The 25,795-nt window shown below is 58.4% G+C and carries 25 protein-coding genes; 8 read left to right on the top strand and 17 right to left on the bottom strand.

Features of this window, described 5'->3' with window-relative positions; all coding sequences use genetic code 11:
• Positions 1-12 precede the first annotated feature (12 nt).
• From nuoF to lrhA, 6 genes are all read right to left on the bottom strand, one after another.
• Positions 13-1,359 (bottom strand): NADH-quinone oxidoreductase subunit NuoF, encoded by a 1,347-nt coding sequence (gene nuoF / locus GKN89_RS06390; RefSeq protein ID WP_004936030.1) that lies wholly within the window; start codon positions 1,357-1,359, stop codon positions 13-15.
• Complete coding sequence (gene nuoE / locus GKN89_RS06395) at positions 1,356-1,907, bottom strand: NADH-quinone oxidoreductase subunit NuoE (RefSeq protein WP_004936034.1); 552 nt, start codon at positions 1,905-1,907, stop codon at positions 1,356-1,358. Before nuoE ends, nuoF begins: the two co-directional genes overlap by 4 nt.
• Positions 1,908-1,909: 2 nt before the next feature.
• Positions 1,910-3,706 (bottom strand): NADH-quinone oxidoreductase subunit C/D, encoded by a 1,797-nt coding sequence (gene nuoC / locus GKN89_RS06400; RefSeq protein WP_004936036.1) that lies wholly within the window; start codon positions 3,704-3,706, stop codon positions 1,910-1,912.
• Between the two features lie 96 nt (positions 3,707-3,802).
• The gene (locus GKN89_RS06405; protein ID WP_004936039.1) at positions 3,803-4,477 is read right to left on the bottom strand and encodes an NADH-quinone oxidoreductase subunit B family protein; all 675 of its coding nucleotides are present in this window, start codon (positions 4,475-4,477) and stop codon (positions 3,803-3,805) included.
• Positions 4,478-4,492: 15 nt separating this feature from the next.
• Positions 4,493-4,930 (bottom strand): NADH-quinone oxidoreductase subunit NuoA, encoded by a 438-nt coding sequence (nuoA, locus tag GKN89_RS06410; RefSeq protein ID WP_004936040.1) that lies wholly within the window; start codon positions 4,928-4,930, stop codon positions 4,493-4,495.
• A gap of 708 nt (positions 4,931-5,638) precedes the next feature.
• Positions 5,639-6,583, bottom strand: coding sequence for a transcriptional regulator LrhA (gene lrhA / locus GKN89_RS06415; RefSeq protein ID WP_025160168.1), 945 nt, complete (start codon positions 6,581-6,583; stop codon positions 5,639-5,641).
• Positions 6,584-7,439: 856 nt separating this feature from the next.
• Here lrhA and GKN89_RS06420 point away from each other — a divergent pair.
• Together GKN89_RS06420 and yfbR are read left to right on the top strand one after the other, a co-directional pair.
• Entirely contained in the window at positions 7,440-8,654 is a 1,215-nt protein-coding gene (locus GKN89_RS06420; protein ID WP_019453720.1) for a pyridoxal phosphate-dependent aminotransferase, read from the top strand.
• Positions 8,655-8,761: 107 nt separating this feature from the next.
• A complete protein-coding gene (gene yfbR, locus GKN89_RS06425) occupies positions 8,762-9,361 on the top strand; it encodes a 5'-deoxynucleotidase (RefSeq protein ID WP_015378582.1) in 600 nt (199 codons plus the stop codon).
• Between the two features lie 27 nt (positions 9,362-9,388).
• On the opposite strand, the gene GKN89_RS06430 is transcribed toward yfbR, so the two are convergent.
• From GKN89_RS06430 to yfbV, 4 genes are all read right to left on the bottom strand, one after another.
• Positions 9,389-11,239: an SLC13 family permease gene (locus GKN89_RS06430; protein WP_154746565.1), complete on the bottom strand. Its 1,851-nt coding sequence runs from the start codon at positions 11,237-11,239 to the stop codon at positions 9,389-9,391.
• A gap of 79 nt (positions 11,240-11,318) precedes the next feature.
• On the bottom strand, positions 11,319-11,975 hold the full coding sequence (locus GKN89_RS06435; RefSeq protein ID WP_063919782.1) for a sugar phosphatase: 657 nt from the start codon (positions 11,973-11,975) through the stop codon (positions 11,319-11,321).
• Between the two features lie 17 nt (positions 11,976-11,992).
• Positions 11,993-12,487: a YfbU family protein gene (locus GKN89_RS06440; RefSeq protein WP_019453723.1), complete on the bottom strand. Its 495-nt coding sequence runs from the start codon at positions 12,485-12,487 to the stop codon at positions 11,993-11,995.
• 143 nt (positions 12,488-12,630) lie between these two features.
• Positions 12,631-13,086, bottom strand: a complete 456-nt coding sequence (gene yfbV / locus GKN89_RS06445; protein ID WP_004936061.1) for a terminus macrodomain insulation protein YfbV — start codon at positions 13,084-13,086, stop codon at positions 12,631-12,633.
• A gap of 358 nt (positions 13,087-13,444) precedes the next feature.
• On the opposite strand from yfbV, the gene ackA reads away from it, so the two are divergent.
• From ackA to GKN89_RS06460, 3 genes are all read left to right on the top strand, one after another.
• A complete protein-coding gene (gene ackA, locus GKN89_RS06450; RefSeq protein ID WP_004936063.1) occupies positions 13,445-14,647 on the top strand; it encodes an acetate kinase in 1,203 nt (400 codons plus the stop codon).
• Between the two features lie 74 nt (positions 14,648-14,721).
• Entirely contained in the window at positions 14,722-16,884 is a 2,163-nt protein-coding gene (pta, locus tag GKN89_RS06455) for a phosphate acetyltransferase (protein WP_025160167.1), read from the top strand.
• 330 nt (positions 16,885-17,214) lie between these two features.
• The gene (locus GKN89_RS06460) at positions 17,215-17,733 is read left to right on the top strand and encodes a hypothetical protein (protein WP_019453725.1); all 519 of its coding nucleotides are present in this window, start codon (positions 17,215-17,217) and stop codon (positions 17,731-17,733) included.
• A gap of 78 nt (positions 17,734-17,811) precedes the next feature.
• On the opposite strand, the gene GKN89_RS06465 is transcribed toward GKN89_RS06460, so the two are convergent.
• From GKN89_RS06465 to GKN89_RS06485, 5 genes are all read right to left on the bottom strand, one after another.
• On the bottom strand, positions 17,812-18,774 hold the full coding sequence (locus tag GKN89_RS06465; protein ID WP_154746567.1) for a transketolase family protein: 963 nt from the start codon (positions 18,772-18,774) through the stop codon (positions 17,812-17,814).
• A complete protein-coding gene (locus GKN89_RS06470) occupies positions 18,767-19,618 on the bottom strand; it encodes a transketolase (protein WP_175565706.1) in 852 nt (283 codons plus the stop codon). Before GKN89_RS06470 ends, GKN89_RS06465 begins: the two co-directional genes overlap by 8 nt.
• A gap of 13 nt (positions 19,619-19,631) precedes the next feature.
• Positions 19,632-21,011 (bottom strand): PTS ascorbate transporter subunit IIC, encoded by a 1,380-nt coding sequence (locus tag GKN89_RS06475; protein ID WP_019453728.1) that lies wholly within the window; start codon positions 21,009-21,011, stop codon positions 19,632-19,634.
• Between the two features lie 23 nt (positions 21,012-21,034).
• Entirely contained in the window at positions 21,035-21,316 is a 282-nt protein-coding gene (locus GKN89_RS06480; RefSeq protein ID WP_019453729.1) for a PTS sugar transporter subunit IIB, read from the bottom strand.
• 92 nt (positions 21,317-21,408) lie between these two features.
• Complete coding sequence (locus tag GKN89_RS06485; protein ID WP_019453730.1) at positions 21,409-21,852, bottom strand: PTS sugar transporter subunit IIA; 444 nt, start codon at positions 21,850-21,852, stop codon at positions 21,409-21,411.
• Positions 21,853-22,162: 310 nt separating this feature from the next.
• Here GKN89_RS06485 and GKN89_RS06490 point away from each other — a divergent pair, with 310 nt between their 5' ends.
• A complete protein-coding gene (locus GKN89_RS06490; protein ID WP_154746568.1) occupies positions 22,163-23,182 on the top strand; it encodes a LacI family DNA-binding transcriptional regulator in 1,020 nt (339 codons plus the stop codon).
• Positions 23,183-23,236: 54 nt separating this feature from the next.
• On the opposite strand, the gene yfcD is transcribed toward GKN89_RS06490, so the two are convergent.
• Together yfcD and yfcE are read right to left on the bottom strand one after the other, a co-directional pair.
• On the bottom strand, positions 23,237-23,782 hold the full coding sequence (gene yfcD, locus GKN89_RS06495; protein WP_019453732.1) for an NUDIX hydrolase YfcD: 546 nt from the start codon (positions 23,780-23,782) through the stop codon (positions 23,237-23,239).
• 99 nt (positions 23,783-23,881) lie between these two features.
• Positions 23,882-24,433, bottom strand: coding sequence for a phosphodiesterase (gene yfcE, locus GKN89_RS06500; RefSeq protein ID WP_154746569.1), 552 nt, complete (start codon positions 24,431-24,433; stop codon positions 23,882-23,884).
• A gap of 233 nt (positions 24,434-24,666) precedes the next feature.
• On the opposite strand from yfcE, the gene yfcG reads away from it, so the two are divergent.
• The gene (yfcG, locus tag GKN89_RS06505) at positions 24,667-25,296 is read left to right on the top strand and encodes a GSH-dependent disulfide bond oxidoreductase (protein ID WP_063919785.1); all 630 of its coding nucleotides are present in this window, start codon (positions 24,667-24,669) and stop codon (positions 25,294-25,296) included.
• Between the two features lie 111 nt (positions 25,297-25,407).
• On the top strand, positions 25,408-25,779 hold the full coding sequence (gene folX, locus GKN89_RS06510; RefSeq protein ID WP_019453735.1) for a dihydroneopterin triphosphate 2'-epimerase: 372 nt from the start codon (positions 25,408-25,410) through the stop codon (positions 25,777-25,779).
• Positions 25,780-25,795: the final 16 nt, after the last annotated feature.

The raw sequence follows: 25,795 nt of genomic DNA on the forward strand, positions 1-25,795 counted from the left end.
GGGCGAGTCGGCTTACCAGCGCTGCTTCAGCAGGTTGTTCGGCTGAATGCCGCCAATCGCATGAGCGTTGCCGAAGTGCTGCACGGCGATACCCGCCTCGAACTCTTCACGGAAATATTTAATCGCGCTTTGCAGTGGCTCTACGGCACCTGGCGCGTGGGCGCAGAAGGTTTTGCCCGGGCCGAGGGAACGGCACAGCTGTTCGAGGGTTTCGATATCCCCCGGCTGCCCTTCGCCGTTTTCCAACGCACGCAGGATCTTCACGCTCCACGGCAGGCCGTCGCGGCATGGCGTACACCAGCCGCAGGACTCGCGGGCGAAGAACTCTTCCAGGTTGCGCACCAGCGGCACCATGCCGATTTCGTGGTCTACCGCCATCGCCAGCGCGGTGCCGAGACGGCTGCCGGCTTTGCCGATTGCGCCGTATTCCATCGGCAGATCGAGGTGATCGGCGGTCAGGAAGTCGGTGCCCGCACCGCCCGGCTGCCAGGCTTTGAAGCGCAGACCGTCGCGCATGCCGCCGGCGTAGTCTTCCAGGATTTCACGCGCTGTGGTGCCGAACGGCAGCTCCCAGACGCCCGGATTTTTCACCCGACCGGAGAAACCCATCAGCTTGGTGCCTTTGTCTTCACTGCCGGAGATGCCGGTGTACCACTCCACGCCGTTCGCCAGAATGGCCGGCACGTTGCACAGCGTTTCGACGTTGTTGACGCAGGTCGGCTTGCCCCATACGCCGGCGCTGGCCGGGAATGGCGGCTTGGAGCGCGGGTTGGCGCGGCGGCCTTCCAGCGAGTTGATCAGCGCGGTTTCTTCGCCGCAGATGTAACGGCCGGCGCCGGTGTGCACGATCAGCTCGAAATCAAACCCGGTGCCGAGAATGTTCTTGCCCAGATAACCGGCTTCGGTGGCTTCCGCGATGGCGCGACGCAGGTGTGCCGCCGCTTCGATGTACTCACCGCGCAGGAAGATGTACCCACGGTAGGCTTTCAGCGCGAACGCGGAGATCAGCATGCCTTCCACCAGCAGGTGCGGCAGCTGCTCCATCAGCAGGCGGTCTTTATAGGTGCCCGGCTCCATCTCATCGGCGTTACACAGCAGGTAACGGATGTTCATGGATTCGTCCTTCGGCATCAGGCTCCACTTCAAACCGGTGGAGAAGCCCGCGCCGCCGCGGCCCTTCAGCCCGGAATCTTTTACCAGGCTGACGATCTCGTCGGGCGCCAGGCCCTTCAGGGCCTTTTCCGCACCGGCATAGCCGTTTTTGCTGCGGTATTCGTCCAGCCACAGCGGCTGCTTGTCATCGCGCAGACGCCAGGTCAGCGGATGCGTTTCGGGAGTGCGTACAATGTGCTTGGTCATTGATACTGCTCCAGTAGCGTCTCGATATCTTCAGGCTTCAGCTGACTGTGAGTGTCCTCATCAATCATCATGGTCGGCCCTTTATCGCAGTTGCCCAGACAGCAGGTCGGCAACAGCGTGAAGCGGCCATCAAAGGTGGTTTGACCCGGTTTGATGTTCAGCTTCTTCTCGATAGCGGCCTGAATGCCCTGGTAACCGGTGATGTGACAAACAACGCTGTCACAATAACGGATCACGTGACGTCCTACTGGCTGACGGAAAATCTGGCTGTAGAACGTGGCCACGCCTTCTACGTCGCTGGCGGGGATGCCCAGCACTTCCGCGATGGCGTAAATCGCACCGTCCGGAACCCAGCCGCGCTGCTTCTGCACAATTTTCAGTGCTTCGATGGAAGCGGCGCGCGGATCCTCGTAATGGTGCTTTTCGTGCTCGATCGCATCACGTTCTTCCGCGCTCAGTACAAATGCATCAACGCCGCTCTGAGGAGCGGCTGCGTTGATGGGCTCGAGCGCATCATTGACTGCGTGATTGTCTTTTTGATCATGCATAGTTAGCGGTCCACATCTGACATTACAAAATCGATACTACCCAGATAGACGATCAGGTCGGAAACCAGGCTGCCTCGGATGACCGATGGGATCTGCTGCAGGTGCGCAAAGCTTGGCGTACGTACCCGGGTGCGGTAGCTCATGGTGCTGCCGTCGCTGGTCAGGTAGTAGCTGTTGATCCCTTTGGTGGCTTCAATCATCTGGAATGATTCGTTGGCTGGCATCACCGGGCCCCAGGAAACCTGCAGGAAGTGGGTGATCAGCGTTTCAATGTGCTGCAGCGTGCGCTCTTTCGGCGGCGGCGTGGTCAGCGGGTGATCGGCCTTGAACGGGCCTTCCGGCATGTTGTTCAGGCACTGTTCGAGGATGCGCAGGCTCTGGCGCAGCTCTTCCACCTTCAGCATCACGCGGGTGTAGCAGTCGCTGGTGCCGTCGCCGACCGGCACTTCGAAGTCGAAGTTCTCGTAGCCGGAATACGGACGCCATTTACGCACGTCGAACTCGACGCCGGTCGCGCGCAGACCGGCACCGGTCACGCCCCACTCCAGCGCTTCTTTGGCGTTATAGGACGCCACGCCGATGGAACGGCCTTTCAGGATGCTGTTCTTCAGCGCCGCTTTCACGTAAGAATCCAGACGCTTCGGCATCCAGTCGAGGAATTCGCGCAGCAGGCGATCCCAACCGCGCGGCAGATCGTGCGCGACGCCGCCGATGCGGAACCAGGCCGGGTGCATGCGGAAACCGGTAATCGCTTCCACCAGATCGTAGATCTTCTGACGGTCGGTAAAGGCGAAGAACACCGGGGTCATCGCGCCGACGTCCTGAATGAAGGTGGAGATGTACAGCAGGTGGCTGTTGATGCGGAACAGTTCGGACAGCATCACGCGAATGGTGTCTACGCGCTCCGGCACCTTGATGCCGGCCAGCTTTTCAACCGCCAGCACGTAAGGCATTTCGTTCACGCAGCCGCCGAGGTACTCGATGCGGTCGGTGTACGGAATGTAGCTGTGCCAGGATTGACGCTCGCCCATCTTCTCGGCGCCGCGGTGGTGATAGCCGATATCCGGCACGCAGTCGACGATCTCTTCGCCGTCCAGCTGCAGAATGATGCGGAACGCACCGTGCGCGGACGGGTGGTTCGGGCCGAGGTTGAGGAACATGAAGTCTTCGTTCTCGGTACCGCGCTTCATGCCCCAGTCTTCCGGCTTGAAGGTCAGCGCTTCCATCTCCAGATCTTCTTTCTGTTTGGTCAACACGAAAGGATCGAATTCGGTGGCGCGCGCCGGGTAGTCCTTACGCAGCGGGTGCCCTTCCCAGGTCTGCGGCATCATGATGCGCGACAGGTGCGGGTGGCCGTCGAAGGTGATGCCGAACATTTCCCAGGTCTCGCGCTCATACCAGTTGGCGTTCGGGAACACCTTGGTCGCCGTCGGCACGTGCAGGTCTTTTTCAGACAGCGCTACCTTCAGCATGATGTCGCGGTTGCGTTCGATGGAAATCAGATGGTAGAAAACGGAGAAATCCGCAGCGGGCAGGCCGTCGCGGTGGGTGCGAAGACGCTCGTCTACGCCATGCAGATCGAACAGCATGACATACGGCTTCGGCTGTTTTCTCAGGAACGTCATTACTTCCAGTAACTGGTCAGGTTTAACCCATACCACGGGCATGCCGGTGCGGGTGGCCTGAACAGTAAAGGCTTCCGGCCCAAAACGGTTGCGCAGTTCGCCGATCACCGGGTCGTCAAGGTGATCTCGGGTCTGCCAGGCAGGCAAGGCGTCGTGCGTCGTCAAATCTGTCATAATTTTTTTTCACCACACTAAAGGGTTATTCGCCGCAAGTTTCACTTTTCGCTGTGTTAACCAATAGCGCACTAAGATGGACGTTAAATGAACGTCTTAAATCTCGTCAGGCGTCCGGAGGTTGGTCACCGCGATGCGCTCGCCGTGTTTACGCTCTCTTTCAGACTGCATATTGGCGCGGTAAACGCCCTGATCGCCGACAACCCACGACAGCGGGCGACGTTCTTTGCCGATGGATTCCTGCAGCAGCATCAGCGCTTGCATGTAGGCTTCCGGACGCGGCGGGCAGCCGGGAATATACACGTCGACCGGCAGGAACTTGTCCACGCCCTGCACCACGGAATAGATGTCGTACATGCCGCCGGAGTTGGCGCAGGCGCCCATCGAAATCACCCACTTCGGTTCCAGCATCTGCTCGTACAGGCGTTGGATGACCGGAGCCATCTTGGTGAAGCAGGTACCGGCCACCACCATCAGGTCAGCCTGACGCGGGGAGGCGCGCAACACTTCCGCACCGAAACGCGCCACGTCGTGAACGGCGGTAAACGACGTCACCATCTCCACGTAACAGCACGAAAGGCCGAAGTTATACGGCCAAATAGAGTTTTTACGCCCCCAGTTCACCATGTCATGCAGCGCATGTTCGAGTTTACCCATGTAAACCGTGCGGTGGACCTGTTGTTCCAGGGGATCGGCGACGATCTCCTGTTTTTGCAGGGGATAACGGTCGTTCTCACCGTTCGGGTCTATGCGGGTGAGCGTATAGTCCATCTTAATGCCTCGCTGTTACTGCGGATGACTGTTGGTGTTAGTGATCGTGCTCGGTTTGCTGCGGCGTTGGGAACGCGCCGGAGTCCAATCCAACGCGCCGATGCGCACCAGATAAACCAGGCCGGCCAATAGCACCAAAATGAAAATGGCGGCTTCGATAAAGCCTACCCAGCCGCTCTCGCGAATCGAGACCGACCAGGCGTACAGGTATAAGGCTTCAACGTCGAAAATAACGAAGAACATGGCCACCAGGTAAAACTTGGCGGACAGACGCATGCGCGCCGTGCCGACGGAGTCGATACCTGATTCAAACGGGGTGTGTTTGGCGCGCGCCCGGGCTCTCCCGCCCAAGAAGAACGCACCCAGCAGCATTAAGCCGCAGAGCCCGATAGCCACAACGAGAAATACGGCGAGCGCCCAGTGATGAGCGATAACTTCAGTGGTTGTTGACATACTCTATGCTTACTCATCAAAAGTGGCGTCGATCGCACTGCTCTTGTCACCGGCAGTTAGTGCGCCACATCGATTTAAGGGAAGGATAAATAACCACACAAACAAACTGCTTTTACAGCGAGTTAGGCAGCGTTTTTCTGTGGGCTTTTTACTCCTTTCTATAACCTTTTGTCAACTTTGACAAAAGTATCTACACACTAGTTTACATACGTATCATTTGATTAACATTTGATGCGCCAGGGACAGGCTAAATCGTGTCAGTTAATTTTTGTGTAGAAACAGATAGATATAAACCAACATGCACATTTCAGTTTTACTATACCATTGTCTCAGGAATTCCCTGTTCTTCCACTCACTACCTAGGGGTATTTTTTTGATCCAGGACACGTTTTCAGCATAAATCCTCAAAAAAAGTGTGGGCCTTTAACAATTTTCCTCAAATTAAGCCGCAAAAACGGCCGCTATAAGCTAACAAAATAACCTTACCATTACCATGCCTTTAACCCATTCAATCTTATTGCTCAAAAAACAAACTCACCGTCTTAAACCCGGCCAAACTCTGTTTTCATTGACGCTTAAAATGCAACAAAATAGCCATCTCATAACAAAATTGCACTTAACCGCCTATAACAGTCACTTTCATCAAAATTAAGGCAAAAAAAACCTCCGCCGAAGCAGAGGTTTTTCATCCGATTTCACGCCGCAGCGTTACTCTTCTTCGTCCACCAGGCTGGCGTCATCCTGATCGCCCTGGAGACCGGTTTCCGTTCCGTTGAAACCATAGCTGTCGTTGCCGCCCTGCATCGCGCTGAAGATGGCCATCGCCAGCTCGCTGCTGCACTGCGCATTTTTGCACAGCGCATACTGGGTATCCGGCAACGGCGGCAAACCTTCCGCCGCGCCCAGCACCCGCAGGTCGGGGCTCATCATCTCGATAGGCCGCGCGGTGACGCCCAGACCGGCCTTGCAGGCCGCCCGCACTGCGGACAGCGTAGAGGCGACGTAGGCGATGCGCCACGGAATACCGGCTTCGTCCAACTGTTTGATCGCCAGCGCGCGGAACGGGCTTGGCTCGTCCATCACCACCAACGGGATCGGCTCGCCGGCCTGGTAGTGGTAATCAGCGGCGCAGTACCACAGCGTCGGCGACGTGCGCAGCACAATGTGCGGATGCCCTTCGGGATCGGCCGTGGTCACTGCCAGATCGATCTGCCCTTCTTCCAGCAGATCGACCATCGTCGTGCTGCGCTTCACGCGCACGTCAATAGCCAGCTTGGGATAGATGGCGGTCACGCGGTTCAACAGGAAAGGCAGAATGGTATCGGCGGTGTCGTCGGAAGCGCCGATGGTCAGAACACCTTTAATATTGTTGTACATCAGAGAGGTACAGGCTTCATCGTTAAAGCGCAGGATCTTCCTGGCATAACCGAGAAGCTGAATACCGTGCTCAGTCAGGAGTTTGTTACGCCCATGGCGGGCAAACAGTTCTTTGCCGACCAGTTGCTCTAATCGCTGCATTTGCTGGCTGACGGCTGATTGAGTACGGCAAACGGCGACGGCCGCCGCCGCGAAGGTATTCAAATCAGCAACAGCAACAAAAGTTCTTAGCAGATCGAGGTCGAGATTAAGTATCGGACGATTTGCAGTTGTCATAGTGTATTCTTCACTTTTTTAAATTCTAATTTACGAACTACTACCCTGGTGTGTTTCTCAGACGCCGTTGAAAAAGGGCGGCGCCTGTTATGACAGTACCCCACTCATAAGTGGAGGGCAAAAAAATTACTTATGTTTCGTTACCTCTATCGCTTTTTAAAATGCAACCTATCGATAATGCTTATAGGACGCAGGGAGTTAAATACCGATGGAAAGGGCTTATTCCCACCGAACCTAAGATTTTACTCATTCATACTGCCTGATTTCCACTCCATTCGTGCTACTGAGAACCCTTATCAACGGGGGCTTAGACAGCATTTCAGAGCAAAAAAGATAAATAATTAACAGCGCCGGCTTCGTACCCCTACTCAATGAATTTAATAAATTCAATCAGTAAGATTTCTACTTTAAATAATAATCTCATACCCACATTAACAATGCTTAAGACAAAATATAAAGTAAAGCTAATGTAAATATGCCTTTTTCTTAGTGTGGTGCGCCATCCGACAACCGGCTATCAGACAAGTCCGGTATTATCGTTCCTTTACAGTTTATTGACACCCATCCTTCCTTCCCGCTTATCAGTTCTCTGCCGCCGGCCGCGCTCGCCGGCGCATCGCGTTTCCCGGCTCACATTTTTTCAGAACAAAACCCTACTAAAATTATAGTTCATGACATTATGAACCACAAAATAACTTTACCTTTACTTATCATAACTAAAATCCCCCGTTACGACATGCGTTTGCACCAAAGGCGTGCAAAACCCTTCAAAAGCAACTACGCCAGGAGTACATTGGGCGGGTTGCGGCGTTCCACGGTAGGAGCGCCCCTATCCCAGCAAAAGGCTCAACTTTTTATGTCCCCCATTGAGAAATCCAGCAAACTGGACAACGTCTGCTATGACATTCGCGGCCCGGTGCTTAAAGAAGCTAAACGTCTTGAAGAAGAAGGCAACAAAGTCCTGAAACTGAACATCGGCAACCCCGCCCCGTTCGGCTTCGACGCCCCGGACGAAATCCTGGTCGACGTGATCCGCAATCTGCCCACGGCGCAAGGTTACTCCGATTCCAAAGGCCTCTTCTCGGCGCGTAAAGCGATCATGCAGCACTATCAGGCGCGCAACATGCGTGACGTGACCGTTGAGGATATCTACATTGGCAACGGCGTCTCGGAGCTGATCGTCCAATCCATGCAGGCGCTGCTCAACAGCGGCGACGAAATGCTGGTGCCGGCGCCGGACTACCCGCTGTGGACCGCCGCGGTCTCGCTGTCCGGCGGCAAGGCCGTGCACTACCTGTGCGATGAGCAGGCCGGCTGGTTCCCGGATCTGGACGACATCATCAGCAAGATCACTCCGCGCACCCGCGGCATCGTGATCATCAACCCGAACAACCCGACCGGTGCGGTTTACAGCAAAGCGCTGCTGGAGCAGATCGTCGAGATCGCCCGTCAACACAACCTGATCATCTTCGCCGACGAGATCTACGACAAGATCCTGTATGACGAAGCCGAGCACCACTCGATCGCCGCACTGGCGCCGGATCTGCTGACAGTGACCTTCAACGGCCTGTCGAAAACCTACCGCGTGGCCGGCTTCCGCCAGGGCTGGATGGTGCTGAACGGGCCGAAAAAGCACGCCAAAGGCTATATCGAAGGGCTGGAGATGCTGGCTTCGATGCGCCTGTGCGCCAACGTGCCGATGCAGCACGCCATTCAGACCGCGCTGGGCGGTTATCAGAGCATCAGCGAATTCATTCAGCCCGGCGGACGTCTGTATGAGCAGCGCAACCGCACCTGGGAACTGCTCAACGATATCCCGGGCGTCTCTTGCGTGAAACCGCAGGGCGCGCTGTACATGTTCCCGCGCATCGACGCCAAGCGCTTCAACATCCATGACGACCAGAAGCTGGTGCTGGATCTGTTGCTGCAGGAAAAAGTGCTGCTGGTGCAGGGTTCCGCATTCAACTGGCCTTACCCGGATCACGTGCGCATCGTCACCCTGCCGCGCGTAGACGAGCTGGAAATGGCGGTCGGCAAGCTGGGCCGCTTCCTGGAAGGCTACCACCAGTAATCGCCTGGGGCGCAGCGGCTTGCTGCGCCCTTCCCTCACAGGCCGGTTGCAAAATTCGCCGTCACTGCTTCACAATGGGGCCCTCACTTGCCGTTAAAGAGAGCACCATGAGCCAGAGCCATTTCTTCGCCCATCTGTCCCGCCTGAAACTGATCAACCGCTGGCCGCTGATGCGCAACGTGCGTACCGAGAACGTCTCCGAACACAGCCTGCAGGTGGCTTTTGTCGCCCACGCGTTGGCGGTGATCAAGAACCGCAAATTCAACGGCAACCTCAACGCTGACCGCGTTGCGCTGCTGGCGATGTACCACGACGCCAGCGAAGTGATCACCGGCGACATGCCGACGCCGATCAAGTACTACAACCCGCAGATCGCCCACGAGTACAAGAAGATCGAAAAGATCGCCCAACAAAAGCTGCTGGACATGATCCCGGCGGAGCTGCGCAACGACTTCCGCACCATTCTCGATGAGCATTACTACAGCGAAGATGAAAAGCAGGTGGTGAAGCAGGCGGACGCACTGTGCGCTTACCTGAAATGCCTGGAGGAGCTGTCCGCCGGCAACAACGAATTCACTCTGGCCAAGGCGCGGCTGGATAAAACGCTGGAGCAGCGCCGCAGCCCGGAAATGGACTACTTCATGGAGGTGTTCATTCCCAGCTTCAGCCTGTCGCTGGACGAAATCAGCCTCGACAGCTCGCTGTAACCCGCCGGCGCAGCCTTCGCTGCGCCGTTAAAATCCGTAAAGCCACGGCACCACCAACACGCTGACCGCCATCACCAACAGAGTGAACGGCACGCCAAGACGCACGAAATCGCCGAACTTGTAATTACCCGGCCCCAGCACCAGCGTGTTGACTGGCGAAGAGACCGGCGTCATAAAGGCAGCGGACGCGGCGATGGCGATAATCATCGCGAACGGGTACGGCGAGACGCCCATTTCGCACGCGGCGGCGATGGCGATCGGTGCCATCAGCACCGCCGTCGCGGTATTGGAAATAAACAGGCCGATGGTGGCGCACAGCACGAACAGGCACAACAGCATCACGCGCGGCCCCGCGCCGCCCGCGACGTCCATCAGCCCGCGGACGATCAGATCGACCCCGCCGGTCTTTTGCAGCGCCTGCGCGAACGGCATCATGCCGACGATCAAAATGATGCTCGGCCAGTGGATCGATTTATAGGCGCTCTCCATGTCGATGCAACGGAACTTGCCCATCAGCAGGCAGGCGATCAGCGCCGCGATCGGGTTGGGGATTTCGTCGGTCAGCATCATCGCCACCATCAACGCCAGACAAAACAGCGCGTGCGGCGCCTGGGTGATGGCCGGCGCCACTTCATCCACTTCGGCCGGCAGATTGAGCACGATAAAGTCGTGGGTTTTGGCCTGCAGCTGACGGATGGCCTTCCAGTCGCCGATCACCAGCAAAATGTCGCCCAACTCCAGCGGTTCGTCCACCAGCTTGCCGCTCAGCGTCTCGCCGTGGCGCCGGATGCCCACCACGTTCAGATCATAGCGGCTGCGGAACGCCGCTTCGCGCAGGCTTTTGCCCAGCAGCGCCGAGTCCGGGATCAGCGAGACCTCCGCCATGCCGACGTTGCGCGACTGTTCAGAGAAATAATCACCACGCAGCACCATTGGCTCCAGCTGCTGCTCGCCGCAGAATTCACGCAGATCGACCTGGCTGTCCGACATGTCGATCAGCAGGACATCGCCCTCGCGCAGTTCGGTGCTGCCGGAAGCGCTGACCATCACTCGCCGGAAGCGTTTCCAACGCTCGATGCCCACCACGTTGGCGCCATAGCGCGCGCGCAGGTGCAGCTCATCCAGAGAACGCCCGATCAGCGGCGAAGCGCTACGGACAGCCAGCCGCCGCGCGCGGCCGGTCAGTTTGTAATCGCGGATCAGATCGCGGAAGGTGCGCCGCCGCCAGTCGTCGCCGGCTTTGCCCGTTTCACCGCTGCCCAGCCAACGGCGGGCGATCAGCATGTAGCCGACGCCCAGCGCCAGCACCGCCAGGCCGATGGGCGTCACGCTGAAGAAGCCGAAACCATGAATGCCTTCGCGCACCAGTTCGCTGTTGACCACCATGTTGGGCGGCGTGGCCACCAGCGTCATCATACCGCTGATTAGCCCGGCGAAGCTGAGCGGCATCATCAGCCGCCCCGGTGCGATCTTCATTCTCGCCGTCACGCTGAGCACCACCGGGATAAAGATCGCCACCACGCCGGTCGAGCTCATGAACGCTCCCAGCCCGGCGACCGTCACCATCAGCAGCATCAACATTTTGGTTTCGCTGCTGCCGGCCACTTTCACCAGCCAGTCGCCGACCTGATAGGCCACACCGGTGCGCACCAGCCCTTCGCCGATCACGAACAGCGCGGCGATCAAAATCACGTTGGGATCGCTGAAACCGACCGTCGCCTCCTGCAGGCTGAGCGTGCCGCTCAGCACGAAAGCGATGATCACCAACAGCGCCACCACGTCCATGCGCAGCTTGTTGGTGGTAAACAGCACAATGGCAATCAGCAGTAAACTCAGCACCCACAGTAATTCGCTGTTCAAAACGGCCTCATCCGGCAAATGTCCAAGGGGTTAAAAAATAGCATAAAAAAACCCCGCCGAGGCGGGGTCTAATCAATTAGGGTGAAGATAATGCCGCTCAGGCCAGCCGGCGAACGATCGCCCCGTGCGCCGTTTTCTCGACGGCGATCTGTTCCAGCGACCCCAGCCGCAGGTCGACCTGATCCAGCTTCGGCGCATCCGCCGGCGCGTTGACCGCGATCACCTGGCAGCCCGCCGCCAGACCGGAAAGAATGCCGGCCGGTGCGTCTTCGACCACCACGCACTCGTGCGGCGCCAGGCCCAGACGCTCGGCGCCCAGCAGATAGGCGTCGGGCTGCGGTTTACCGTGTTTAACCTGCTCGGCGGTGATAAACACCGCCGGCTGCGGCAAGCCGCCGGCCTGGCGACGGGCGCCCGCCACCGGCACCGAACCGGAGGTGACGATCGCCCAGGGAATGTCGAGCGCGTTCAGGCGATCCAGCAATGCAATGGCGCCAGGCAGTGCGCGAACGCCGTCGGTATCCTGCGCTTCCCTCTGCTCCAGCAGTTGGAACTCGCGCTGAATTTCCGCTTCGCTTTCACCCGGCATAAAGTGGCGCAGAGAAGTAATGGCCTGTTTACCGTGAATGAAGTCCAGCACGGCTTGCGGGTTGACGCCGCGGCGCTCGGCCCAGTGCGTCCAGGCGCGCTCTACCGCCGGCAGCGAATCCACCAGGGTGCCATCAAGATCGAACAGAAAACCCTTACACTCCACAGAAAACCTCTTTTTAATCAAGCATTGATGATTTGCGCTATCTCAACGGCGCTCAAGTGATACTGGCGCGGGCAGGCCAGCCAGATCGCCAGCATACGCTGGTATTTCTCCCACATTTTGGTCTGGGCGTTGAAACCGTGGCTGCCGGAATCGAAGTGAGTATAACGCCCCTCGGTGCTGACCAGGAAACGCACGTAGCTCAGGTAGCGCGCCTCGGTGGCGGCATCGAAACCGAGAAACGCCAGGCGGCGTTCGTCCAGATCCTGTTTCTCTTTCAGGTTGCCCCAGGAAACCTGCAGCGCATGATGCATCTCCATCACGTTGATGATGGTACGGCACACCTCTTCGCTCAGTTCGCCGAAGTCGCGATCCAGCTCGCGCATTTGCAAACCGAAGCCGCGTTCGACGATGGTTTGCAACCGGCGATAACGATCGCTGTTGTCCGGATCGAGCAGGGTCATCATCTTGTACTGGTTCGACAGGATCAGCCGCTGGGCGTTGGTCATTTCCATCAGGATTTCCTCATTTCTGTGTGATGGCGGGAGCATCGCACAGCGCAAGAACGCAGGAAATCACAACTCGACCGTTCTTTGATTTAAACCGGGGTTATTGGCGCTTAGACGAAAAAGGCCGCATCAACGCGGCCTTTTTTCAGTTACAGATCGTCAAGGAAGGTTTTGTCCAGCTGCTTGAACGCGCGCTTGAGCAGATCGGCCAACGTCTGATAAGTCGGCGTCCCTTCGAGCGGCGCCACCGCCTGCCCCGCTTCCGTCAGCTTGTTGCGCACCTCGTGGAACCATTGCAGCAGCGTCGGCGGCAGCGGCGTGACCGAACGGCGCCCCAGCCACCACAGCCCCTGCATCGGCAGGCTGCAGGCGAACAGCGCGGTGGCGATCGCCGGGCCGAGCTGGCCGCCGAGCGCGATCTGCCAGGTCAGCGTGAAAATCGCCAACGGCGGCATGAAGCGGATGGCGAAACGGGTAGCACGCGCAACGCGGTTCTCCGGAAAGACCGGTGCCAGACGTTTGTCTGACGGCCAGGTTTTCATATAATGCTGCCCGCGCTGGAAGACCTGAAACCAGCTTACGGAACCAGACGGTTTGCTCGTCATTGCGTACCTCAACGTCACGTAAAGAAACTCACAGCGTGCTGCCAGAGACAATACTAAAAAATTTGAAGCTTTAAATTTATTTTGTGTTTGCACCGGGCTATCGGTATCCTAAGCCGGCCTTGTGGCCGGTAGAAGATGACGTAAATTTTGTCAACTTTTAGCCCTATAAAAATCAAGATTATTTAAACCGCAGAGAAATCATCGGTTTTTCCATCATCCTGTGATTTGTGCACTTCACATGATGTTAATCATAAATGTCATCGGCACTATGCGCTACGCTTGTTGTCTGATTGACGATTAATTCACCACGTGTGTTCGATTTTCTTTTAACAACACGACTATTTAAGTAGGTACTTCCATGTCGAGTAAGCTAGTACTGGTTCTTAACTGCGGCAGTTCTTCTCTGAAATTCGCCATCATCGATGCCGTTAACGGCGACGAATTCCTCTCCGGTTTGGCCGAGTGTTTCCACCTGCCTGAAGCTCGCATCAAGTGGAAAATGGACGGCGCCAAACACGAAGCTGCCCTGGGGGCCGGCGCTGCACACAGCGAAGCGCTGAACTTCATTGTTAATACTATTCTGGCACAAAAACCAGAGCTTTCCGCGCAGTTGACCGCTATCGGCCACCGCATCGTGCACGGCGGCGAGAAGTTCACCGCCTCCGCCGTGATCAACGACGAAGTTCTGCAGGGTATCAAAGATTCCGTACCGTTTGCACCACTGCACAACCCGGCTCACCTGATCGGCATCGCGGAAGCGCTGAAATCCTTCCCTCACCTGGCTGACAAGAACGTTGCCGTGTTCGACACCGCGTTCCACCAGACCATGCCGGAAGAATCCTACCTGTACGCCCTGCCGTACAGCCTGTACCGCGACCACGGCGTTCGCCGCTACGGCGCGCACGGCACCAGCCACTTCTACGTGACTCAAGAAGCCGCGAAGATGCTGAACAAGCCGGTGGAAGAAGTGAACGTGATCACCTGCCACCTGGGCAACGGCGGTTCCGTTACCGCAGTGCGCAACGGCCAGTGCGTTGACACCTCCATGGGTCTGACCCCGCTGGAAGGCCTGGTGATGGGCACCCGCAGCGGCGACATCGATCCGGCTATCATCTTCCACCTGCACGATTCTCTGGGCATGAGCGTTGACCAGATCAACAAAATGCTGACCAAAGAATCCGGCCTGCTGGGCCTGACCGAAGTCACCAGCGACTGCCGTTACGTTGAAGACAACTACGACAGCAAAGCCGACGCCAAACGCGCAATGGACGTGTTCTGCCACCGTCTGGCCAAATACGTCGGCGCCTACAGCGCGCTGATGGAAGGCCGTCTGGACGCGGTGATCTTCACCGGCGGCATCGGCGAGAACGCCGGCATGGTGCGCGAGCTGACCCTGAACAAACTGGGCCTGCTGGGCTTCGAAATCGACCACGACCGCAACATGGCCGCTCGCTTCGGCAAATCCGGCGCCATCACCAAAGACGGCAGCCGCCTGGCGCTGGTGATCCCGACCAACGAAGAGTTGGTCATCGCGCAGGACGCATCCCGCCTGACCGCGTAATGCTCTCAAAACACCGTCAGCCCAGGCTGACGGTGTTGTTTTAGCCTCATGTTAATCGTGAAGAGGACTATTCTGTGTCACGTACTATTATGTTGATCCCCACCGGCACCAGCGTCGGCCTGACCAGCGTCAGCCTGGGTGTCATCCGCTCCATGGAGCAAAAAGGCGTTCGTCTGAGCGTGTTCAAGCCTATCGCTCAACCGCGCTCCGGCGACAATGCGCTCGACCAGACCACCACCATCATCCGCAGCAGCAACTCTACCATTACGGCGGCCGAACCGCTGCGCATGGACTACGTTGAGGGCCTGCTGAGCTCCAACCAGCAAGACGTGCTGATGGAAGAGATCGTGGCTCGCTACCACGAGAACACCAAAGACGCGGAAGTGGTGCTGATCGAAGGCCTGGTGCCGACCCGCAAGCACCAGTTCGCCAACGCGCTGAACTACGAGATCGCCAAAACCCTGAACGCCGAGATCGTCTTCGTGCTGGCGCTGGGCAACGACTCCCCGGCGCAGCTGAAAGAGCGCATCGAACTGGCGCGCACCAGCTTCGGCGGCAGCAAGAACAAGAACATCACCGGCGTTATCATCAACAAGCTGAACGCACCGGTCGACGATCAGGGCCGCACCCGTCCTGACCTGTCCGAAATCTTCGACGACTCCACCAAAGCCAGCATCGCCCATGTCGATCCTGCGCAGCTGTTTGCCAACAGCCCGCTGCCGGTTCTGGGCTGCGTGCCATGGAGCTTCGATCTGATCGCCACCCGCGCCATCGACATGGCTCGCCACCTGAAGGCCCGCGTGGTCAACGAAGGCGACATCATGACCCGCCGCGTGAAGTCCGTGACCTTCTGTGCGCGCAGCATTCCGCACATGCTGGAACACTTCCGCCCTGGCTCCCTGCTGGTGACCTCCGCAGACCGCCCTGACGTGCTGGTCTCCGCCTGCCTGGCGGCGATGAACGGCGTGGAAATCGGCGCCATCCTGCTGACCGGCGGCTACGCCATCGACGAGCCAATCAAGAAGCTGTGCGAACGCGCCTTCCAGACCGGCCTGCCGGTGTTCATGGTCGACACTAATACCTGGCAGACCTCGCTGAGCCTGCAGAGCTTCAACCTCGAAGTGCCGGCGGACGACCACCAGCGCATCGAAAAAGTGCAGAACTACGTGGCCAGCCACATCAACACCGAGTGGATCGACTCGCTGACCGCCACCTCCGAGCGTTCACGCCGCCTGTCTCCACCGGCGTTCCGTTACGAGCTGACCGAGCTGGCGCGTAAAGCCGGCAAGCGCATCGTGCTGCCGGAAGGCGACGAGCCGCGCACCGTGAAAGCGGCGGCCATCTGCGCCGAACGCGGCATTGCGGAATGCGTGCTGCTCGGCAACCCGGACGAGATCCAGCGCGTAGCGGCAGCGCAAGGCGTTGAGCTGGGCAAAGGCATCGAAATCGTCGATCCGGTCGCCGTGCGTGAAAACTACGTGCCGCGTCTGGTTGAACTGCGCAAGAGCAAGGGCATGACCGAAGTGGTCGCGCGCGAGCAGTTGGAAGACAACGTGGTACTCGGCACCCTGATGCTGGAACAAGGCGAAGTCGACGGTCTGGTTTCCGGTGCGGTTCACACCACCGCCAACACCATCCGTCCGCCGTTGCAGCTGATCAAAACCGCGCCGGGCAGCTCGCTGGTATCCTCCGTGTTCTTCATGCTGCTGCCTGACCAGGTTCTGGTCTACGGCGACTGCGCGATCAACCCGGATCCGACCGCCGAGCAGCTGTCTGAAATCGCCATCCAGTCTGCAGATTCCGCCGCCGCCTTCGGTATCGAGCCGCGCGTAGCGATGATCTCCTACTCCACCGGCAACTCCGGTGCGGGCAGCGACGTAGAGAAAGTGCGCGAAGCGACCCGTCTGGCGCAGGAAAAACGCCCGGACCTGATCATCGATGGCCCGCTGCAGTACGACGCCGCCATCATGGCCGACGTTGCCAAGTCCAAGGCGCCGAACTCACCGGTAGCCGGCCAGGCGACCGTGTTCATCTTCCCGGATCTGAACACCGGCAACACCACTTACAAAGCGGTGCAGCGTTCCGCTGACCTGGTCTCCATCGGGCCGATGCTGCAAGGCATGCGCAAGCCGGTGAACGACCTGTCGCGCGGCGCGCTGGTAGACGATATCGTCTACACCGTCGCACTGACGGCGATCCAGTCTTCCCAGGCTGACGCTGCCGCCGCCAAGGCCTGATAGCCCATTAACGCCCCGTCCCGGACGGGGTGGTGGATAATGAGTATTGGCGTAAACAATAAAGCACCGCTCAAGCATATTGAGCGGTGCTTTTTTTATTCTCAAGAGAAGGTCATGTCTCTCTCAAGCGGGCGAAGCTCGCTGCCTTCCCCACGCTGAATGCGCACCAATTTCCGTAGAAACAAACAAATAGCCGCAATATCGCCAGCGAGACACTCCTGTTCCGCCGCAAGATAAGAATACTCTTAATTAAAGGCCCGCCTTATTCTGATGACTGGGTTTTGTGCTAGACACTATGCACACTCATAAAAAAACCTGAAGGTTTACCCTATGGCACACACTGGTCAGTCCGTTGAGAAAATAGCCAAAACGCTCATTAACAATGCCATTAATTACGATTCCTACCTCTGGAAGATCGACCGGCTCGGCCCCACAACGAACAGAATGCTGGCGCTGGCTTTCTCTCTGACGAGGGGAAAAAGAGAGGTATCGGGATTAACCCGCTTCGTGGGCCACAGCGCAGGCATCACGCATGACGCCTCCCTATTTGACCGATATATTGCAGAACTGCAGGCGAAAGAGAAAAAAAGCCAGCGGCTGATTCTGCCGTGGAGCGGTAAAAAGGAAGTTGAAGCGCGGCCTTTTACCGCATGCGCCGAAGCCCATGTATGGCTTGAGCTTTATGCTCGCAATCTGCACCCGCGTCATTACTACTGCGTTGCTTTCAACGGGGATGGGAGGATCGCGCCGTGTTGCAATAACTGCAAAATGTGGGTCCACAACGCGTTTTTCGGCGTTGTCACGCCCAATACCGAATATAACAATCGACACACCTATTCTCCGCGTTAAGGCACGCGTTGCCTCGGCGACGTTTCATGGCCTTATCCATCAGGCAACGCCGGTCATTGACCGGCGTCCTGGCCTTTTCTAATGCTGCGCCAGCAGCTGCTTGGCGGCCTCCAGAATATGCTCCGCGGTCAAGCCATACTCCTGCTGTAAAAACGCCTGGGTGCCCACTTGGCCGTAACGCTCCTTCACCCCCACGCGCCGCATCGGCGTCGGGCACTCCTCCGCCAGCACCTCCGCCACCGCCGACCCCAGCCCGTTATGAATGCTGTGGTTTTCACAGGTGACGATGCGTCCGGTCTTGGCCGCGTAGGTTTTGATCAGTTCACGGTCGATAGGCTTGAGGGTGAACATATCGATTACCGCCGCGCTGACGCCCTGCTGCGCCAGCATCTGCGCCGCCTTCAGCGCTTCGGCCACCATGATGCCGTTGGCGATCAGCGTGACGTCGTCGCCATCGCGCAACAGATTGCCCTTGCCGATGGTAAAGCGCGAGCCCTCCTGATAGATGCGCGTTGCCTGCTTGCGGATGGTGCGCACCCAGTAGAAACCGCGCAAGTCCATCAGCTGACGCAGAATGTCGGCGAACATGGTGGCGTCAGTCACTTCCAGCACCACCGAATGCGCCAGCCCGCGCACGATGCCCATGTCTTCGAACGACATATGGGTGCCGCCGTTGTGGCAGGCGCTCACCCCGGCGTCGGAGGCGATCACCTTGACGTTGTTGCGCTGGTAATCCAGCGACATGAACAGCTGATCGAAGCAGCGGCGGCTGGCGAAGGCGGTAAAGGTATGCACGAACGGCACCCGGCCGGTGAGCGACAGCCCGGCGGCGACGCCGATCACATTGGCCTCCATGATGCCGCAGTTAATCACGTGCTGCGGGTGATCCTTGTGCACGCCGTCCATCGCCATCGAACTCATCAGGTCCGCCTCCAGCGCGATGATCGGCTCGCCCGCTTCAATCTGCCGCCGCACCGCGCCGGCGTAGACTTTGCGCATTTCGACGGCGTCGTTTTCCAACTGCGTCACTACGTTAAACATGGGCGGCCTCCAGTTCGGCGATGGCTTTTTCGATCTCCAGCTGCACGTCCGGCGTCAGGCGCAGATGGTGTGAGTTGGACAGGTTTTCCAGATAGCTCACGCCCTGTCCCTTGATGCTGTCGAGCACGATCGCCAGCGGCCGCTGTTCGCCGCCGCGCGCCGGCGCCACCGCCGCCAGCAGCGCTGCGATGTCGTCGCCCTTGATGGTCTGCACCTCAAAACCAAAGGCGCGGAACTTGGCGGCCAGATCGAACGGTTGGATCACCTCGTCCAGCGCGCCGTCCAGCTGCTGCTTGTTGTAATCGATAAACAGCGTCAGGTTGTTCAGATTGTGGTGGGCGATAAACTGGAACGCCTCCCAGCACTGCCCTTCGTTCAACTCCCCGTCGCCGAGGATGCTGAACACCCGGTTGCGCCGCCCCGCCAGCCGGTGGGACAACGCCATGCCGGCGGCAATCGACACGCCCTGCCCCAGCGAACCTGTGGTCGCGTCCACGCCGCGCGTACGCAGCCGGTCCGGGTGGCTCGGCAGACGCGTGCCGTTCTGGTTGAGGGTCTTCAGCTCCGCCAGCGGGAAGTAGCCCTTGATCGCCAGCGTGCTGTACAGCGCCGGGCCGGCGTGCCCTTTCGACAGCACGAAGTCATCGCGCTCCGGCCAGTCCGGATCCGCCGGATCGATGCGCATCACGCCGCCGTACAGCACCGCCAGCGTCTCCACCACCGACATGCAGCCGCCGTAGTGGCCGAAGCCCAGCCCGGTCAGCGCTTTCAAGGTTTCCAGACGGATCGCACGCGCCAGGGCGCGCAGCTCTCTCATTTCCATTTCGCTCGTTGTGTCATTCATCAGTCTGCCCTCGTTATTTCTCGACGCGGTCAGCGGCCGGTGCGCCTTTGCGTTTTCCCAGGAAGTTATGCGCCACCAGCAGCGCGAACACGGCGACGATCGCCAGCATGATCATCTCTTTCGACATAAAGCGCGCCATATTGCCCAGCAGGATGCCGACTACGCCGAAGTCGGCGTCGGAGAAGGTGGTGTTGGCAAAGCCCAGCGCCCCCAGCACCGGCAACAGCAGCACCGGCAGGAAAGTGATCAGCAGGCCGTTGGCGAAAGCACCCAGCATCGCGCCGCGCCGCCCGCCGGTGGCATTGCCGAACACCCCGGCGGTGGCGCCGGTGAAGAAGTGCGGCACCACGCCAGGCAGGATCAGCACCATCTTCAGCTGTCCCAACAGAAACAGCCCGGCCAACCCGCCGAGGAAACTGAACAGGAAGCCGATCAGCACCGCGTTGGGGGCATAGGGATACACCACCGGGCAATCCAGCGCCGGCCGCGCGTTAGGCACCAGCTTTTCCGAGAAGCCGGTGAACGCCGGCACGATTTCCGCCAGAATCAAGCGCACGCCCTGCAGGATGATGAACACCCCGGCGGCGAAGGTAATGGCCTGGATTATCGAATACACCAGGTAGTTCTGGCCGCCGCTGAGTTCGCTTTCCACATAGGCCCGCCCGGCGCAGATCGCCAGGATCAGGTAGATGACGATCATGGTCATCGAGATCGAAATGGAGCTGTCGCGCAGGAAGCTGAGGTTTTTCGGCAGGTTCATCTCTTCGGTCGAGCGCGAGTGTTTCCCCACCTTCGAACCGATCCAGCCGGACAGCACGTAGCCCAGGGTGCCGAAGTGGCCAAAGGCGATGTCGTCGTTGCCGGTGATACGCCGCATATAGCGCTGGGCGATCGCCGGGAAGAACGCCATCACCAGCCCCAGGGTCAGCGCGCCGGTGAACACCAGCTGCACGCCCTCAAAGCCCGCCACCGTCAGGATGATGCCGATCATGCAGGCCATGTAGAACGTGTGGTGGCCGGTGAGGAAGATGTATTTCAGCCGGGTGAAGCGCGCCACCACGATGTTCGCCACCATGCCGAACGCCATGATCAACGCGGTGGAGGCACCGTATTTCTCCAGCGCGATAGAGACGATCGCTTCGTTGTTCGGAATGATGCCCTGAATATTAAACGCGTGCTCGAACATGCCGCCCAGCGGATTGAGCGATCCGACCAATACCGTGGCGCCGCCGCCCAAAACGATAAAGCCGAGAATGGTTTTTACCGTGCCTTTCACCACATCGGAAAAGGATTTCTTTTGCGCCAGCAAACCGATCAGCGCAATAAGCCCGACCAGCACCGAAGGCACCTTTAATATATCCACCACAAACTTGAGCGTTTCCTGGATAAACATATCCACCTCGCCAATCGTTTTATTCAGAGGATTGAGTGGGCTTCGAAGTAAGCGCGCAGCTTGGCTTCCAGCTCATTGATGTCGATGATGTTACTGATCACCACCAGCTGATCGGCCGGCACGCTGGCGCTGTCGGCGATGTCTTTCGCCATCACGAACACGTCGGCCGCGCCGGGAGTGGCCGACGACAGATCGGAGTGTTCGACCTCGGCCTCCACGCCCATCTTTTTCAGCACCTTTTTAATGTTCATTTCCACCATAAAACTGCTGCCGAGACCGGAACCGCAAATCGCCATGATTTTCATGATATCCACCTGTTGAATTTAGCGTGTAGGGTAGCGCCGCCGGTCATATTCCCGGCGTTGTTAGCATTAATAGTGTTCCTGGTGATTAAGCGTTAATAGCGGGCGATAATATCCTCAATTTGCCGTTTATCTTTGGCGTGAAATAACGCCTCCATCGCCTGATTGTCTGAAAATAATTCCGCCAGCTGCGAAATCAATTCGATGTGGCTGTCGCCGTCGGGCGCAGAAAGCATCACCACCACCTGAACCGGATCGTTATCCGCGGAGTGGAAATTCACCCCCTGATGGATCTTCAATAGCGATAACCCCAGCGCGTTGGCGCCTTCCTCCGGCCGGGCGTGCGGCATGGCAATGCCCGGCGCTAGTACGAAGTAAGGGCCGAGCTTCTCCTGCTGATGAAAGATCGCCGTCAGGTAATTCGGCGTAATCACGCCGCCTTGCAGCAGCGGCTGTGCGCTCAGCGTTACCGCCTGGCGCCAGTCCTCCACCCGTTCGCACAGCTGTATATGATCGGCGGTCAGCCACTCTTTCAGCACATTACCCTCCCAAGCGTTGATGGTTTCGGCCGGTGATTAATTCACCGACGACGGTAAAACTTTAATCAACCCCTCTCGGCTGCACAGTGACTGGCATCACAAAGATAGCGCTACCAAAGCGCTATCATGCAGATCTGTGATAGCGCTATCAAAACACCGCGCCGCGGCATGGCGTTAACCACAATTTTTTCTCGCTCTTTCAGCTAACGGGGTAGAATGTGCCGCATACGGGGATCGTCGAAGCCACCTCGTCGGCTTCCCACCCCTACCATTTTTATGCGCCGCGCGCGCATTTCAGTCGGGATTACGCATGTCGATCGGTAAAAAACGACGCAGCACAGGCAGGGTGACGTTGGCTGACGTGGCGCAGCTGGCGGGCGTCGGCACCATGACGGTTTCGCGCGCGCTGCGCACACCGGAGCAGGTTTCGGACAAACTGCGCGAGAAGATCGATGCGGCGGTGAGCGAACTGGGCTATCTGCCCAATCTGGCCGCCAGTTCGCTGGCGTCGGCCTCGTCCTACACCATCGCCATGGTGGTGCCCAGCCTGTCCGAGTCCGGCTGCGCCGAGATGTTCGCCGGCCTGCAGAAAGTGCTGCAGCCGGCCGGCTATCACATCATGCTGGCGGAGTCGCAGCATCACCTCGAACGCGAAGAGAAGCTACTGGAGACCCTGCTCTCTTACAACCTGGCGGCGGCGGTGCTGCTCAGCGTCGAGCATTCGCAGAACGCCCGCAACGCGTTGATCGCTGCCAACATCCCGGTGGTGGAGATCGGCGCCGTGCGCGCCGATCCGATCGACATGAGCATCGGCATCGATTACGTGGCGGCCATGTATCAGCTGACGCAAACGGTGATCGCCAGCGGCTATCAGAATATCGGGCTGTTGTGTGCCAACCAGGAGCAGTGGATTTTCCAGCAGCACCTGCAGGGCTGGCACAAGGCGCTGCTGCGCAACCATATGTCGCCGCATCGGGTGATCAACGCCGCACAGCCCGCCAGCTTCAGCACCGGCGCACAGCAGCTGCCGGAATTTTTGCTGGCCTGGCCGGAGCTGGACGCGCTGGTGTGCGCGTCGGACGAACTGGCGGGCGGCGCGCTGTATGAATGCCATCGGCGGCGCATCAAGGTGCCGGACAATCTGGCGGTGGTGGGGTTCGGCAACAGCGAGTTCAGCCGGGTGTGTCAGCCGCCGCTGACCACCATGACCATTCCGCATCGCGACATCGGCATTCAGGCCGGCCAGGCGCTGCTGGCGCGGCTGAACCAGCAACCCTGGCTGCCGGAAGGCTCCCTGCCCGCCACGCTGTGCCGCCGCGACAGCTGCTGAATCCGCGCCATAAAAAAAGCCGGTCGATGACCGGCTCTTTCATGCGTTGGCGTCTCAGTGGTTATCGATCGGCTTGCCGTAATCCTGCTCGTTGTTGCGCGTCAGCCACAGCGACAGCGCCTTCAGCGAATCCGGGGTAAACTCGTCGCAGCGCGCGGTGATCTCTTCCGGCGTCAACCAGCACACTTCGGCCACTTCTTCTTCCTGCAGCGCGAACGGGCCGTGCGACACGCAGCTGAACAGCGCACCCCACACCCGGCACTGCTCTTCTTCAAAGTAGAACAGACCGTGCTCGGCGAAAGGCACGCCGGCGATGCCCAGCTCCTCTTCCGCCTCGCGGCGCGCCGAATCCAGCACGTTTTCACCGCTTTGCACTACGCCGCCCGCCGTCGCGTCCAGCCAGCCCGGGTAGAAGTCCTTGATCTCGGTGCGACGCTGCACCAGAATTTTTCCCATCCCATCATGCACCACAATATAGGTAGCACGATGGCGCAGCCGCTCCGCCCGCATCTGTTGACGACTGGATTGAGCAATCACCTCGTTTTGTTCGTCGACGATATCAACCCATTCGGTATCTGCAGCCTGACCCTGTTCCGCCATCCTCTAAAACCTTCTATTTTGGCGCGATGCATCCCGCGCGCTGGTTAATCAATGAGTGTTTTTCAAAGATTTTTATTGTGTGTGTATAAATTAGTGCGTTTAGCGTGTTAACGCCACCTCCGCGACGACCTTGCCGTCGTCGAGCGTCAGCACGCTCAAAGTGCCACTATCCAACATGCCGTAGCTGGCGGGAAAGCCCCCTTTCGGGATGCTGACCGAGCCTGGATTGAAGCAGTAGATCTCCCCCTGCCGCTCCGCCTGCGGCAGATGCGTATGGCCGTAGGCCAGGACGTCTCCGCGGGATAACGGCGGCAGTGCCGAGGGATGATAAAGGTGACCGTGGGTCAAAAACAATCGTCTTTTTTGCAGTAAAACCTGTTGCCAGGGCGCTTCGATGGGGAACGTCAGCAGCATCTGATCGACCTCGCTGTCGCAATTGCCGCGAACGGCGATGATCTTGTCGCTATAGCGGTTCAATCGTTCGGCAACCTGAGCGGGCTGATACCCGGCCGGCAGCGCGTTGCGCGGGCCGTGATTCAGCAAATCACCCAGAAGAATCAGCCAGTCGGCGCGGTTTTGTTCGAACAATTCCAGCACGCGTTCGGCAGCAGGCAGCGAACCGTGGATATCCGAGGCGAACATCAGCTTCATAACCTTGTCCTATAGAGGGAAATAAGCGTCATTTTACCGCGCCGGCACCGTGCGGCAAACCGCCGCCCGCCCCGGTGGAGAATTGTGATCCAACCGCGCAGATAGCATCGGACGAATCCCACATAGCCTGCTATCCTTAGCTGCTATTGTTGGATCTCTGATATACCTTTGTGCGCGGCGAAGACCGCAGCAACGTGTAATGAATTACAGATCACCTTACCGCAGGAGGCAACATGATTGACCTGTATTACGCGCCTACTCCCAATGGTCACAAGATCACCTTGTTTTTGGAAGAGGTCGGCTTACCCTACCGTATCCATCGCGTAAACATCAGCGCCGGCGAGCAGTTCAAACCGGACTTTCTGAGCATTTCTCCCAACAACAAAATCCCGGCGATCGTCGATCAGCAACCGGTGGACGGCGGCGCGCCAATCAGCCTGTTCGAGTCCGGGGAAATTCTGCTGTATCTGGCGGAGAAAACCGGCAAGCTGCTGAGCAAAGGCCTGCGCGAACGCGCCGCCACTCTGCAGTGGCTGTTCTGGCAAGTGGCCGGATTCGGGCCGATGCTCGGGCAGAATCACCATTTCAATCACTACGCGCCGCAGCCGGTGCCTTACGCCATCGAGCGTTACCAGCTGGAAACCAAACGGCTGTATGGCGTGCTGGAAGCCGAACTGCAAAAACACCCGTATCTGGGCGGCGACAACTACAGCATTGCCGATATCGCCACCTATCCATGGGTGGTGTCGCATCCGCGCCAACGCATCGATCTGGCGGATTACCCGGCGGTACGCAACTGGTTCGAGCGCATCAGCAACCGTCCGGCGACCGAACGCGCCTACAAGCTGGCCGAACAGGCCTAAGCGGCTCTTCCGACTCCCCGCCGAACGGGGAGTCGCATCGTCCCTGCGTTATCATTTCCCTACTTTCCGTGTATTCTGAACGCCAATAATCAGACCTATGGAGAATCTCTGATGTCTTTCAGTCAACCCGACGCCGTTATTCGCATCAAAAACCTGCGGCTGCGCACGTTCATCGGTATCAAGGAAGAAGAAATCAACAACCGACAGGACGTGCTGATCAACGTGGTGATCCACTACCCGGCGGACAAAGCGCGCAACAGCGAAGACATCGCCGATGCGCTCAACTACCGCACCATCACCAAAGCGATCATCCGCCATGTGGAAGATAACCGTTTCGCGCTGCTGGAAAAATTAACGCAGGATGTGCTCGATATCGTAAAAGATCACGCCTGGGTGACCTATGCTGAAGTGGAGATAGATAAACTTCTGGCCCTGCGCTATGCCGATTCGGTTTCCATGACCATGAGCTACCGCCGGGACTAACTCAGGGAGGTCGACC

The sequence above is a fragment of the Serratia sp. YC16 genome, from assembly GCF_009707615.1.
Lineage (GTDB): Bacteria > Pseudomonadota > Gammaproteobacteria > Enterobacterales > Enterobacteriaceae > Serratia > Serratia surfactantfaciens.